Origin of the sequence: Microbacterium sp., from assembly GCF_029263575.1 — a bacterium.
Classification (GTDB): Bacteria; Actinomycetota; Actinomycetes; order Actinomycetales; family Microbacteriaceae; genus Microbacterium.
On the sequence record NZ_JAJUFV010000081.1, the window covers coordinates 1 to 13,500 of the forward strand.

15 protein-coding genes are annotated in these 13,500 nt (G+C 65.2%); 12 read left to right on the forward strand and 3 right to left on the reverse strand.

Going from position 1 to position 13,500, the window contains the following annotated elements:
- The 7 genes from Q1J95_RS09520 to leuA all read left to right on the forward strand — a co-directional run.
- A partial coding sequence (locus tag Q1J95_RS09520; protein ID WP_300267278.1) for an HIT domain-containing protein occupies positions 1-324 on the forward strand: 324 nt, incomplete at its 5' end.
- A 52-nt stretch (positions 325-376) separates the two neighbouring features.
- Positions 377-1,423, forward strand: a complete 1,047-nt coding sequence (locus tag Q1J95_RS09525) for a PhoH family protein (RefSeq protein ID WP_300267290.1) — start codon at positions 377-379, stop codon at positions 1,421-1,423.
- Complete coding sequence (gene ybeY, locus Q1J95_RS09530) at positions 1,417-1,875, forward strand: rRNA maturation RNase YbeY (protein ID WP_300267291.1); 459 nt, start codon at positions 1,417-1,419, stop codon at positions 1,873-1,875. The genes Q1J95_RS09525 and ybeY overlap by 7 nt, the downstream gene beginning before the upstream one ends.
- Positions 1,875-3,152: a hemolysin family protein gene (locus Q1J95_RS09535; RefSeq protein WP_300267279.1), complete on the forward strand. Its 1,278-nt coding sequence runs from the start codon at positions 1,875-1,877 to the stop codon at positions 3,150-3,152. The genes ybeY and Q1J95_RS09535 overlap by 1 nt, the downstream gene beginning before the upstream one ends.
- Positions 3,145-4,041, forward strand: coding sequence for a GTPase Era (era, locus tag Q1J95_RS09540; protein WP_300267280.1), 897 nt, complete (start codon positions 3,145-3,147; stop codon positions 4,039-4,041). The genes Q1J95_RS09535 and era overlap by 8 nt, the downstream gene beginning before the upstream one ends.
- Positions 4,041-4,976: a zinc-binding dehydrogenase gene (locus tag Q1J95_RS09545; protein ID WP_300267281.1), complete on the forward strand. Its 936-nt coding sequence runs from the start codon at positions 4,041-4,043 to the stop codon at positions 4,974-4,976. Before era ends, Q1J95_RS09545 begins: the two co-directional genes overlap by 1 nt.
- Before the next feature lie 155 nt (positions 4,977-5,131).
- Complete coding sequence (gene leuA / locus Q1J95_RS09550; protein ID WP_300267282.1) at positions 5,132-6,886, forward strand: 2-isopropylmalate synthase; 1,755 nt, start codon at positions 5,132-5,134, stop codon at positions 6,884-6,886.
- Positions 6,887-6,925: 39 nt separating this feature from the next.
- On the opposite strand, the gene Q1J95_RS09555 is transcribed toward leuA, so the two are convergent.
- Positions 6,926-7,612, reverse strand: coding sequence for a TRIC cation channel family protein (locus Q1J95_RS09555; RefSeq protein WP_300267292.1), 687 nt, complete (start codon positions 7,610-7,612; stop codon positions 6,926-6,928).
- Between the two features lie 36 nt (positions 7,613-7,648).
- Here Q1J95_RS09555 and recO point away from each other — a divergent pair, with 36 nt between their 5' ends.
- Together recO and Q1J95_RS09565 are read left to right on the forward strand one after the other, a co-directional pair.
- Positions 7,649-8,392 (forward strand): DNA repair protein RecO, encoded by a 744-nt coding sequence (gene recO / locus Q1J95_RS09560; protein WP_300267283.1) that lies wholly within the window; start codon positions 7,649-7,651, stop codon positions 8,390-8,392.
- Complete coding sequence (locus Q1J95_RS09565; protein ID WP_300267284.1) at positions 8,389-9,186, forward strand: isoprenyl transferase; 798 nt, start codon at positions 8,389-8,391, stop codon at positions 9,184-9,186. The genes recO and Q1J95_RS09565 overlap by 4 nt, the downstream gene beginning before the upstream one ends.
- A 114-nt stretch (positions 9,187-9,300) precedes the next feature.
- Here Q1J95_RS09565 and Q1J95_RS09570 read toward each other — a convergent pair whose 3' ends face one another.
- Positions 9,301-9,870 (reverse strand): AAA family ATPase, encoded by a 570-nt coding sequence (locus Q1J95_RS09570; RefSeq protein WP_300267285.1) that lies wholly within the window; start codon positions 9,868-9,870, stop codon positions 9,301-9,303.
- Between the two features lie 52 nt (positions 9,871-9,922).
- Between Q1J95_RS09570 and Q1J95_RS09575 the strand changes: the two genes are divergently transcribed.
- Positions 9,923-10,615 (forward strand): DsbA family oxidoreductase, encoded by a 693-nt coding sequence (locus Q1J95_RS09575; protein ID WP_300267286.1) that lies wholly within the window; start codon positions 9,923-9,925, stop codon positions 10,613-10,615.
- Here the strand turns inward: Q1J95_RS09575 and Q1J95_RS09580 are convergent.
- Positions 10,612-11,106 carry a glutathione peroxidase gene (locus tag Q1J95_RS09580; RefSeq protein ID WP_300267287.1) on the reverse strand — a complete coding sequence of 165 codons (495 nt, stop codon included), beginning with the start codon at positions 11,104-11,106 and terminating at the stop codon, positions 10,612-10,614. The two genes, Q1J95_RS09575 and Q1J95_RS09580, sit on opposite strands and share 4 nt — an antisense overlap.
- Positions 11,107-11,168: 62 nt before the next feature.
- Here Q1J95_RS09580 and dusB point away from each other — a divergent pair, with 62 nt between their 5' ends.
- Positions 11,169-12,323, forward strand: a complete 1,155-nt coding sequence (dusB, locus tag Q1J95_RS09585) for a tRNA dihydrouridine synthase DusB (RefSeq protein ID WP_300267288.1) — start codon at positions 11,169-11,171, stop codon at positions 12,321-12,323.
- A partial coding sequence (locus Q1J95_RS09590) for a deoxyguanosinetriphosphate triphosphohydrolase (RefSeq protein WP_300267289.1) occupies positions 12,313-13,500 on the forward strand: 1,188 nt, incomplete at its 3' end. The genes dusB and Q1J95_RS09590, both read left to right, overlap by 11 nt.

Below are 13,500 nucleotides of genomic sequence, written 5' to 3' on the forward strand. Positions count from 1 at the left end.
CGCATCCTGACCGGCGAGATTCCCGGCGAGATCGTGGTCGACACCGGCACGGTATTCGCCATTCGCGACATCAACCCGCAGGCGCCGCTGCACATGCTGGTCATCCCCAAGACCGAGCAGTACCGCGACGTCACCGAGCTCGCAGCGGGCAACCCGGCGCTTCTGGCCGAGATGGTCGCGGTCGCCAAACAGATCGCCGATGAGCACGCCAATGGCGAATATCGGCTGATCTTCAACAACGGCCCAAGCGCCGCCCAATCCGTGTTCCACGTGCACGCCCACGTGCTCGGCAACTTCAAGGAGAACGAACTCGTTGGCTTCTGACGATTCGCGCACACCGTCCATCACCGAACGAATCCTTGTCGACGGCGTCGCAATGGTGCGACTGCTCGGTCCGCAGGACCGTCTGCTCAAGATGCTCGAGCAGCAGCATCCTGGCGTCGAGGTGCTCGCGCGTGGCAATGAGATCACGCTGAGCGGCCCCGCCATCGACGTCAGCGGCGCGAAGGCACTCGTGGAGGAGCTGATCACGATGACCAAGGCGGGCCACGACCTCGCACCCGGCGACGTCGAGAGCTCGGCGCGTATTCTCGAGCAGACCGACGGGCCGCGGCCGAGCGAGGTGCTCAGCGAGGCGATCCTGTCGACGCGTGGTCGAGTCATTCGGCCGAAGACGCTGGGGCAGAAAGAGTACGTCGACGCGATCGAGCAGAACACCATCGTGTTCGGCATCGGTCCGGCTGGCACCGGAAAGACCTACCTCGCCATGGCGAAGGCCGTACAGGCGCTGCAGCGCAAGGAGGTCACCCGTATCATCCTCACGCGTCCGGCCGTGGAGGCGGGGGAGCGGCTGGGGTTTCTGCCCGGCACACTGAACGACAAGATCGATCCGTATCTGCGTCCGCTCTATGACGCTCTCAACGAGATGATGGACCCCGAGATCGTCCCGCGTCTGATGGCCGCAGGGACGATCGAAGTGGCTCCCTTGGCGTACATGCGCGGCCGCACGTTGAACGATTCCTTCGTCGTGCTGGACGAAGCCCAGAACACCACTCCCGAGCAGATGAAGATGTTCCTCACGCGGCTCGGCTTCGGCACCAAGATGGTCGTCACCGGTGATATCACCCAGCTCGATCTGCCGCAGGGCGCGTCGGGGCTGCGGCTCGTCACGCGCGTGCTGAACGAGATCGACGACATCCACTTCGCGCGCCTCACGAGCGACGATGTCGTGCGCCACTCGCTCGTCGGGCGCATCGTCGACGCCTACAGCGAGTATGACGAGCAGCGCACGGCCGCCCGGCACGAGCGGGAGCAGGCCGCCGCACTTCGGCAGGCGCATGAGCCAGCGAATCGCGCCGAGCGTCGCAGCGGAATGCGACCGGGGCCGCGAGATCGTTCGCCCAGACGAGGACACGCATCATGATCGAGATCAACAACGAATCCGCCATCGACATCGACGAGGCGGTGTTGCAGCGGCTCACCGATTTCAATCTCGCGCAGCTGCACGTCAGCCCCGATGCCGAGATCGCCATCGTCCTCGTCGACGAGGGTGCCATGGAGGCGCTCCACGTGCAGTGGATGGACGAGCCGGGACCGACCGATGTGCTCAGCTTTCCGATGGACGAGCTGCGCCCCGGTACCGAAGACCGCCCCACGCCGGCCGGGCTGCTCGGCGACATCGTGCTGTGTCCGCAGGTCGCTGAGGCCCAGGCGCAGACCGCCGGGCACACGCTGATGGACGAGCTCATCCTGCTGACGACGCACGGTCTGCTGCATCTGCTCGGATTCGACCACGCCGAGCCCGAAGAGGAGCGTGAGATGTTCGGCCTGCAGAAGGAGCTGATTCGCGGCTTCGCGCACGCTGACGGCCGCTGATGACCGAGATCCTTCTTCTGCTCGCCGCTGTGCTACTGGTGGCATTCGGCGGTCTGACGGCCGCCATCGACGCCGCCTACGGCGTGACCTCCCGTGCGGACCTGGCCGATATGGCCGCCGAGGGGCGGCGGATGACAGCGCTCGAGCGCATCGGCGCCGACCTTGACGCGCACGTCAACGCGATCGCCTTCATCCGCGTGCTCGTGGAGGTCACCGCCGCAGTGCTGGTCACCGTCGCGTTCACGATCATGTTTGACAATCTCTGGTGGGCGACGCTCGCGGCCGCGATCCTCATGACCGGCATCACATTCGTGCTGGTCGGGGCGAGCCCGCGCTCGGTGGGGCGGCAGCACTCCGAAGGCATGATCCGCGGCACCGCTTCGATCGTTCGCGGTCTTCGTCTGATTCTCGGACCTCTTGCGCAGGGTCTGGTGCTGATCGGCAACCGTGTCACGCCGGGTACCGGCCGCAGCTCGTTCACCTCGGAGGATCAGCTGCTCAGCATGGTCGACGAGGCGGCGTCGAACGATCTGATCGAAGAGGACGATCGCGATCTCATTCACTCGGTCTTCGACTTCACCGATCAGTTCGTGCGGGCCGTGATGGTTCCGCGAACGGAGATGGTGACGGTGGATGCCACGGCGACGACCGATGAGGCGATGACACTGTTTCTCCGCCGTGGTGTCTCGCGGATCCCCGTGGTCGAAGACGAAGCGGACGACGTCGTCGGCGTGCTCTACCTCAAAGACCTCGTGCAGTTCGCCTATCGCGACGATTCCGCCTGGCGCCAGGCGCCCATCCGCCCCATCGCGCGTCCGGCGACGTTCGTCCCGGAATCGATGCGGGCCGAGACGCTGCTGCAGCAGATGAAACGCGATGCGGTCCACGTGTGCCTGGTGATCGACGAGCACGGCGGAATCTCGGGTCTGGTGACCCTGGAGGATCTGATCGAAGAGCTCGTGGGCGAGATCGCCGACGAATACGATCACGCGGCCGCCGAGGTCGTCGATCTCGGCGATGGCCGGTATCGCGTGAGCGCCCGTCTCTCGCTCGACGACGTCGGCGATCTCTTCGGCATCGAGCTCGAAGACGAGGATGTTGACTCGATCGGTGGCCTGCTGGGCAAGGCCGTCGATCAGGTGCCGCAGACCGGCGTCACAGCGGAGATCGACGGACTGATCCTCACCGGTGGCGCATCGCGCGGTCGGGGACGAGGCATTGCGACCGTGTTCGTGGAGCGCGCCACCAGCGACGCAGAGGAGACGGATGATGAGTGAGACCACACGCAGCGGATTCGTGACCTTCGTCGGCAGGCCGAACGTCGGAAAATCTACGCTCACGAATGCGCTGGTGGGCGAGAAGATCGCCATCACGAGCGCGAAGCCGCAGACGACCAGGCGCGCCATCCGCGGCATTCTGAACCGGCCGACAGGACAGCTCGTGATCGTCGACACCCCAGGGCTGCACAAGCCGCGCACGCTGCTCGGCGAGCGTCTCAACGACCTGGTCGAGCAGGTGCTCGGCGACGTCGACGTGATCGGCTTCTGCGTGCCTGCGACCGAGAAGGTCGGCCCGGGCGATCGCCGGATCGCAGCGTCGCTCGACGGGTATCCGCGCGCGAAGAAGGTCGCGATCGTCACCAAGACCGATGTCGCTGATCGCGACCGGATAACCGAGCGCCTGATCGAGGTCGACGCGCTGCGCGAGGACTGGGCGGCTGTCATTCCCCTTTCTGCGCTCACCCGCGAGCAGCTGGACGTGCTCACAGATGAAGTGCTCGCGCTGATGCCGGAGGGGCCAGCGCTCTACCCCGAGGGCATCGCCACGGATGAGTCGGTCGAAGACCGCGTGGCAGAGCTGATTCGCGAGGCTGCGTTGGAAGGCGTCCGCGACGAGCTGCCACACTCCATCGCCATCGTGATCGACGATATCGCCGCCCGCGAAGACAGCGACCTCACCGACGTGCACGCTCAGATCGTCGTCGAACGCGACAGCCAGAAGGCGATCATCATCGGCCACAAAGGCTCCCGACTCGCCGACGTCGGCAAGCGTGCGCGCGCCGGTATCGAAGAGCTGCTGGGCAGTCGGGTCTACCTCGGGCTGCATGTCAAAGTCGCCAAGGAATGGCAACGTGACGCGAAGCAGCTGGGAAAGCTCGGGTTCTGATGGCGCAGCACTGGATCGCGACTCGGCCCGGCCCGGCTGACACATGGGAGTTCGTCGACCATGACGTGCCCGCGCCCGGCGCTGGCGAAATCACTGTTCGCGTGCACGCGGCGGGAATGAATCCGGCCGACTACAAACATGTCGCGACGGCGCGGGTCGCAGTGGAGTACCCCGTGGCGATCGGCTATGAGATCTCGGGCGAGATCACGGCGATCGGGCCAGACACGGTTATCGGGTCAGGCAGAGCGCAGATCGGCGATGAGATCGTCGCTTTCCGTATTCGCGGTGGCTATGCGACCGATGTCACCATTGCGGCGGAGAAGGCGTTCGCCAAACCTCCGACGCTGACGCATGCGGCTGCCGCAAACCTGCTTCTCGCCGGAACGACCGCTGCGGAGATGCTGGCGGTGACCGAAGCGCAGGCCGGGCAGACGATCCTCCTGCACGGCGCGTCGGGTGCGGTGGGGGTGAGCGTGCTGCAGCAGGCCGCGCATCGCGGCATCCGTGTGATCGGCACAGCGAGCGAGGCGCGATTCGACGAGGTGCGGCGGTTCGGCGCCACCCCGGTGGTCTATGGCCCCGGGCTGACTGATCGCGTGCGGGAGGTGGCGGGTGCGCCGATCCTGGCGGCGCTGGATGCGGTCGGCACAGACGAAGCCGTGGACGCGTCACTGGAGTTGGTGAACGACCGCTCGCGCATCGTGACGATCGCGGCGTCGGGACGAGCAGAGCGCGATGGCATCCGATGGATCGCGGGGGCGCTCCCTGACAGCGCGCGCTTCCGCGACAGCATCCGTGGAGAGCTCATCGAGCTCGCAGACCGCGGCGTGCTCGACGTGCCTGTTGCTCGCATGTTTGCATTGGCTGAAGCCCCCGCGGCTGTCGCGTTGCTCTCGCAAGGACACCCGGGTGGCAAATTCGCCCTCATCCCGTGAGGTCGCGTAGCCCTTCTGCAGGGGTGTACTCTGAAGCTATGCCTTTCGGCGGACAGCTTCTTCTTAGTTGCCGCGACGAGTCCTGAAGCTAGGGCCTTGCTCGTCGCGGCGCTTGTGTTGGCCCGCCACATCTGACGAAGAGAAGAAGCCCCAAGATGCATAACTCCCAGCGCCCGTCCGCGATGCCGATCCACAAGTACCGACCGTTTCACGAGCAGATCACCGTTGACCTGCCTGACCGCACCTGGCCGACCAAGCGCATCACCGAAGCACCTCGCTGGTGCGCCGTCGATTTGCGCGACGGCAACCAAGCACTGATCGATCCGATGTCGCCCGAGCGCAAACGGGTCATGTTCGAACTGCTCGTGAGCATGGGCTACAAAGAGATCGAGGTCGGGTTCCCCTCGGCCAGCCAGACCGACTTCGACTTCGTGCGCCAGCTCATCGAAGAAGACCTCATCCCTGACGACGTCACCATCCAGGTGCTGACGCAGGCGCGCGAGCATCTCATCGAGCGCACCTACGAGTCGATCGCCGGGGCCAAGCAGGCCATCGTGCACCTGTACAACTCCACGAGCGTGCTGCAGCGCGAGGTCGTCTTCCGCACCGATAAACAGGGCATCATCGATCTTGCCCTGGAAGGGGCACGGCTGTGCCGCGAGTTCGAGAAGCGCATTCCCGAGACCCATGTCTTCTATGAGTACTCGCCCGAGTCGTACACGGGCACCGAGCTGGAGTTCGCCGTCGACATCTGCAACCAGGTGATCGAGATCTTCGAGCCCACACCCGAGCGCAAGGTGATCATCAACCTGCCCGCGACCGTCGAGATGGCCTCGCCGAACATCTACGCCGACTCGATCGAGTGGATGAGCCGCCACCTGGCGCACCGCGAGAACATCATTCTGTCGCTGCACCCCCACAACGACCGCGGCACCGCGGTGGCGGCGGCAGAGCTCGGGTACATGGCCGGCGCCGACCGGATCGAGGGGTGCCTGTTCGGCAACGGAGAGCGCACCGGGAACGTGGATCTCGTCGCGCTGGGCATCAACATGTTCACGCAGGGCATTGACCCGCAGATCGACTTCAGCGACATCGACCAGGTCAAGCGCACCGTCGAGTATTGCAATCAGCTGCCGGTGCCCGAGCGCAGCCCGTGGGCGGGAGACCTGGTCTTCACCGCGTTCAGCGGATCGCATCAGGACGCCATCAAGAAGGGCTTCGAGGCGATGGATGCCCGGGCTGAGGCAGAGGGCAAGACAGTCGACGAGATCGAGTGGGCGGTGCCGTATCTGCCGATCGACCCGAAGGACCTGGGTCGCTCGTACGAAGCCGTCATCCGCGTCAACTCGCAGTCGGGCAAGGGCGGGGTTGCCTACCTGCTGAAGACGGATCACGCCATCGATCTGCCGCGGAAGCTCCAGATCGAGTTCTCGGGTGTTGTGCAGGGCAAGACGGATGCTGAGGGCGGCGAAGTCACCAGCGAGCAGATCTGGTCGATCTTCAACGACGAGTACCTGCCCGCAGACGACGCCGACGCGAAATGGGGACGGTACGAGCTGCTAGCCACGCAGACGCGCAGCGACATGTCTGGCGAGGTCGTCCTCGACGTGGTGCTGCGTGACGACGAGCGGGAGTTCGCCGTCTCAGGTCAGGGCAACGGACCTGTCGCCGCATTCGTCGAGGTGCTGCGTGAGCAGGGCTTCGATATCACCGTTTACGACTATGTCGAGCACGCTCTCAGCTCTGGCGGCGATGCGCAGGCCGCCGCGTACGTCGAACTTCAGATCGGTGACCAGCGGCTGTGGGGCATCGGCATCGACGGCGACATCTCGACGGCAAGCCTCAAGGCGATCGTGTCGGGAGTGAATCGGTCGATCCGCGCGCGCCAGTTTGAGCTCGCCGCCGTCTGACCCGCCGCACGGTTTTCACTCCCGCACGGTTTCAGGCCCTCACGGTTTTGCGGTCGGAATCGAGGCCGTCTCTGCCGCCACCTTACGGCGGTAGAGACGGCGCTGTTCGGGCAGTGAAAGATCGAAGATCACCGCGAGCACGCGGATGACAGCGGTCGAGATCAGTCCGATCACACCTGCGACGAGCAGCCCCACGCCGAAGGCATGCACGACGACGATCACCGTGCAGCCGAACGCGGCGGCGATCGCATAGAGCGATCCGACATGCATGATCGCCACCGGCAGCCCCATGATCACATCGCGCAGGATGCTGCCGCCCACCGCGGCGCACACTCCGATGAAAACTGCAGGCACTTCGGGAACACCCAATCCGAGTGCCTTGCTGGTGCCAAAAGCGCCGAACATTCCAATGACCACGGCATCGAGAACCACGATGATCGCATTTGCCCGGTTCAGAAGACCGGCCAGCAACATGCCGATGATGGCAGCACCGGCGGCGGTGATGAGATACCAGTTGTTCTGCAACGTCGCCGGTGGCTGTCCCAGCAACAGGTCACGAATGAGTCCGCCACCCATCCCGATCAGGATGCCGATGATAGCGACGCCGAGAAGATCAAGGCGTCGCTGCCCCTGAAAACCTGAGGCGAACATGGCGCCCTGGATGCCGCCCAGGCCGACGCCGAGAAGATCAGCCCAGAATGGAATGATGAAAAGCGGTTCGGTCACCCGTCTATTGTGACGCGCGCAGAGGATAATCGAACAGTGCCCACCTATCGAGACGAAGCGGTGATCCTGCGCACCCATAAACTCGGTGAGGCAGATCGCATCGTCACCATGCTCTCGCGCCGCAACGGCAAGATACGTGCGGTCGCCAAGGGCGTGCGCCGCACTTCGTCGAAGTTCGGCTCGCGGCTGGAGCCGTTCATGGTCGCCGATGTGCAGCTGTACCAGGGCCGCTCGCTCGACATCGTGCAGCAGGCCGAGACGCTGGGCTCGTACGGCTCCGACATCGCCGCGCACTACGACCGCTTCACCTCGGCCAACGCGATGGTCGAAACAGCAGATCGGCTCAGCGATGCCGAGGCGACGCCCGAGCAGTACCTTCTGCTCGTCGGGGGACTGCGCGCCCTCTCTCGCGGCGAGCACGCGCCGCGCAGCATCCTCGATTCTTACCTTCTGCGTGTCATGGCGCTGTCGGGGTGGGCGCCCGCGCTCGGCGATTGCGCCCGCTGCGGCGCGCCGGGACCGCACGCACACTTCGTCGGACAGATGGGCGGGCTGGTGTGCGCAGATTGCGCGCCCGCCGGGAGCGCTCGGGTCGCAGAATCCACGTTGGAGCTTCTGCGCGCGCTGATTCGCGGTGAGTGGGATGCCGTGGATGCCGCATCGCCGGCCGATACAGCTGCGGGCAGCGGCCTCGTCTCGGCCTATGCGCAGTTTCACCTCGAGCGCGGCATCCGCTCTCTCGCGCACATCACCGAGCAGGATCGGGAGGAGATCCGTTGACGCCGAAGCCGTACACCCACAAAGACGCCGTCGCCTATCGTCCGTTGGATTGGACAGGGCAACAGGCGCCGACGTTTCGCGCGGTTCCCGAGCATGTCGCCATCGTCATGGATGGCAACGGCCGGTGGGCGAACAAGCGCGGTCTCAGCCGTATCGAGGGACACAAGGCCGGGGAAGAGGTGTTGCTCGACGTCGTGGCGGGCGCCATCCAGGCCGGAGTCAAGCATCTCTCGGTCTATGCGTTCTCCACCGAGAACTGGGCGCGCTCGCCTGACGAAGTACGTTTCCTCATGGGCTACAACCGTGACGTTCTGCACCGCCGCCGCGATCAGCTCAACGAATGGGGCGTGCGCGTTCGCTGGGCCGGACGAAAACCGCGGCTCTGGGGATCGGTCATCAAGGAGCTGCAGTATGCCGAGAAGCTCACGGCGGGCAACGACGTGCTGACATTGACGATGTGCGTGAACTACGGCGGACGCGTTGAGCTCGTCGATGCGATGCGGTCACTGGCTGCCGACGCTGCCGCAGGAAGGATCAAACCCAGGGCCATCACCGAGAAGATGATTCGCCGGAGCCTCTACGTGCCGGACATGCCTGATGTCGATCTGTTCCTGCGGTCGTCGGGAGAGCAGCGCACGTCGAACTTCCTGCTGTGGCAGTCGGCGTATGCCGAGATGGTGTTCCTCGACACTCTCTGGCCCGACTTCTCGCGCACAGAGCTTTGGCGGGCGATCGAGATCTACCTGTCGCGCGACCGCCGCTTCGGCGGCGCGGTCGATGCTCCCTCGGGATGAGGCGACCACAGACATCGACACACTTGCAGGTCGAAAGTACGCCCGCAGGGCGACACGCCGTAGTTTCGACCTGCAACTGTGCATCGGGCATGCATCTGTTCCAGGGCGGTCGGTTCAGCAGCCGATAGCACGGTTGCGCAACCAGCGCTCGGTCTCTCGCGGATGCCGCAGCCGCACGATCGTCAGCTGCGGAAAGGTCTCTTCGATCGCCGGCATCCGCTCATTCCACTTGCGGCGCGTGCTGGCCTGCCAGCGCAGGATGTCGTTCTCTCCGCTCCAGGCATCGCGGCTCCACAGAGATGGTTCGACATTGCCGTTCCACAGCCGGGTTCGAAGCAGGCGCCTCGAGAGCGTGCGGCGAATGAGGCGGCGCCGCACCAGCGGATACGGGTAGTCGAGCCACACCAGCAGGTCGGCCCGCGGAGGCAAGATCTCGTCGGTGCCCTTGCTGGTGTACTGCCACTCGGTGACCCAGCGGTCGGTCGCGGCGAAGGCGCGCACGTCGTCGAGAAAGGACGGGCGCGGGGTCCAGCTCGGTCCGTGATGCAGCGCGTCGAGCTCGTGGTGCACGAGGTGCCACTGTGCGGCGATGCGTCGGGCGAGCGTCGTTTTGCCGGCCCCGGTGACGCCGGCGACCAGCACCCTCTCGGGGAGCGACGGCAGCGGGGCATCGGCAGAAAGCATCCGAGAATGCTACCAACGGAATATGCGGCGGCCCACACGCGTTGCACCTCACGTGAGCACACCTATCGCTATCGACATCTGGTCCGACATCGCTTGCCCGTGGTGCTACATCGGCAAGCGCAATCTTGAGAAGGGCCTCGAAGCCGTCGCCGGCGATGACGACGCACCTCAGGTCACGGTCACCTTCCACTCGTTCGAGCTCTCGCCGGACACTCCGGTCGACTTCGACGGTGATGAGATCGACTTCCTCGCGGGGCACAAGGGAATGCCGCGTGAGCAGGTCACGCAGATGCTCGATAACGTGACGAACGTCGCCAAGAACGCCGGTCTCGAGTACCGGTTCGATCTGCTCAAGCACACCAACACGGTAAAGGCTCACGAGTTGCTTCACCTCGCGAAAGCGAATGGCGTCCAGCACGCCATGGAAGAGCGGCTGATGTCTGCCTACTTCATCGAGGGAAAGCACGTCGGCCGGGTGGATGACCTGGTCGAGCTCGCCGTAGAGGTGGGACTGGATGCCGAAAGCACCCGTGCCGCGCTGGAGAGCTCAGAGCACCTGCCCGCCGTGCGCCAGGATCAGGAGCAGGCTCGTGCCTACGGCATTCAGGGCGTGCCGTTCTTCGTCATCGACGGCCAGTACGGCATCTCCGGCGCCCAGCCTCCGTCGGCGTTCGAGAACGTGCTGCGCGACCTGTGGGCGAAGCGAGACCAGCCGGATGCCTCGCCTGCGAGCGCGACCGCTTAGCGGACGAGCGCGGCCTCGATCGCCTCGATGATCTCCGGGGAGTCGGGCTGCTGCTCCGGGCGGAACCGTTTGACCTCGCCGTCCGGGAGCACGAGGAACTTCTCGAAATTCCACTCGACGCGGCCGGCCTTGCCGTTCGCATCGGGCGTGGTCTTGAGCGCCCTGTACAGCTCGGCGCCGTTTCGACCGTTGACCTTGATCTTGTCGACTATGGGAAAGGTCACGCCGTACGTGGTCGAGCAGAACGTCAAGATGTCGTCGATCGAGCCGGGCTCCTGGCCCATGAACTGGTTGCAGGGGAACCCGACGACGCTGAACCCGCGATCACCGTAGAGGCGCTGCAGCTCTTCCAGCTGCGTGTACTGCGGGGTGTTGCCGCATCTGGACGCGACGTTGACAACGAGCATGACGTCGGCGCCGATATCGTCGAGGGTCTTCTCCGTGCCCTGAGCATCCGTGAACGGGATCTGGCGGAGTGCGGAATCGGTCATATCCACAGCCTACGTCGCGCGCCGCCCGCCCGGGCCCGCGAAGATGGGAGAATAGAGGGGATATGAGCACCGCGACAGCACTCGCCCGACCCCTGCACATCGGCCCGATCGATCTCGACGTGCCGGTGGTTCTGGCGCCCATGGCCGGTATCACCAACACCGCCTTCCGGCGCCTGTGCCGAGAGTACGGCGCCGGCCTCTACGTCAGCGAGATGATCACGTCGCGTGCACTCGTCGAGCGCAACGACACGACGATGCGGTTGATCCGCCATCACGAGAGCGAGACGCCGCGATCGATTCAGCTCTACGGCGTCGATCCGAAAACGATCGCCGAGGCTGTGCGCATCATCGTCGCAGAAGATCACGCCGACCACATCGACTTGAATTTCGGATGCCCCGTGCCGAAGGTCACCCGCAAGGGGGGCGGAGCCGCGCTGCCATGGAAGACCTCGCTATTCGCTGACATCGTCGAGCAGGCAGTCAAGGCGGCAGGGTCGTTGCCGCTGACAGTGAAGATGCGCAAGGGCATCGATGCCGATCACCTCACGTTCCTCGACGCCGGCCGCGCTGCAGAAGACGCCGGCGCAGCCGCGATCGCCCTGCACGCGCGCACAGCGAGCGAGTTCTACTCGGGGCACGCCGACTGGAACGCGATCGGCGAGCTCAAGCAGGCCGTCACGAGCGTTCCGGTGCTCGGCAACGGTGACATCTGGTCGGCCGCAGATGCCGTCCAGATGATGGCGCGAACCGACTGTGACGGCGTGGTCGTCGGGCGCGGATGCCTGGGCCGGCCGTGGCTGTTCGGAGAGCTCGCTGCGGCATTCGGGCACGAGCACACTCCGGTCGATGCGACACTCGGGTTCGTCGCCAACGCCTTCCGTCGCCACGCGGAGCTGCTTGTAGAGTTCCTCGGGGATGAAGATCACGGCTGCCGTGACATCCGCAAACATGTCGCCTGGTACTTCAAGGGGTATCCGGTCGGCGGCGATGTGCGCACCGGGCTCGCCACGGCGCAGAGCCTGGCACACATCGACGAGTTGCTCGGGCAGCTCGACTTCGATTCACCGTATCCTGGTGCGGACGCGGAGGGTCAGCGTGGCCGCGCCGGTCGCCCCAAGCGGCCCGCTCTTCCCGAGCGATGGCTCGAGTCGCGCGAGCTCGCCTCCGATGCCGGTGAGATGCTGCGTGGAGCGGAGATCGAGAACAATGGTGGCTAGTGGTTATGATCTCCGCGATGCCGAGCGGTTCTTCGCGGAGACACACCGCTCAGAGCGTGACGATTTCTCCCGTGACCGGGCCCGGGTGCTGCACTCGGCTGCGCTTCGGCGTCTGGCAGCCAAGACCCAGGTGCTGAGCCCCGCCAGCACCGCGGATTTCGCGCGCAACCGCCTGACGCACTCGCTTGAGGTCGCGCAGGTGGGCCGTGAACTCGCCGTCACGCTCGGCGTCTCGGCCGATGTCGTCGACACGGCATGCCTGAGCCATGATCTCGGCCATCCCCCGTTCGGGCACAACGGCGAGCGGGCGCTCAATGAGTGGGCCGAGAGCATCGGTGGTTTTGAGGGAAACGCGCAGTCGCTGCGCATCCTGACCCGGCTCGAAGCGAAGGTCATCGACGAGGCAGGTCACTCTGTCGGACTCAACCTCACGCGCGCGAGCCTGGATGCCACGTGCAAGTACCCGTGGACGGTCGACAGCCCGATTCCCGATCCCGGTGGGCGGCTGAAGTTCGGTGTGTATCCCGAGGACGAAGCGGTCTTCCGGTGGATGCGCGACGGTGCGCCGGGGCGCCTGCGATGCATCGAAGCCGAGATCATGGATCTTTCCGACGACATCGGCTACTCGGTGCATGACTTCGAAGATGCGATCGTCAACGACTATCTCGACGTCGCACAGCTGTCGAGCCCGACCGAGCACGAGGCGCTGCTAGGACGTGTGCAGCAGTGGGTCGGCTACGACTTCACGAGGGAAGAGCTCGCCGACGCCCTCTACCGTCTGACGCGGCAGCCGATGTGGTTGAGCTCGTTCGATCGGTCACGACGTGACTTGGCGCGACTGAAGAACCTGACGAGTGACCTGATCGGCCGGTTCGCTCGTGCGGCGGTCGGGGCCACGCGTGAGGCGTACAGCGGCCCATCACTGGCGCGCTACAACGCGCACGTCGTCGTCCCGCGTGTGATCGAAGCTGAGATCGCGGTGTTGAAGGGCATCATGGGACAGGCGATCGTCACGATCGACACCCGCAAGAGCGTGTACAAAGAGCAGCGTCGCGTGCTCAAGCGTCTGGCGGATGCCCTGTGGTCGACGGATGCGCTGTGGGTGTCGGGTGCTGACGTGCTCGAGCCGGCGTTCGCGGCAGACTTCCTCGACGCCGCATCGGATGCCGAGCGCGCC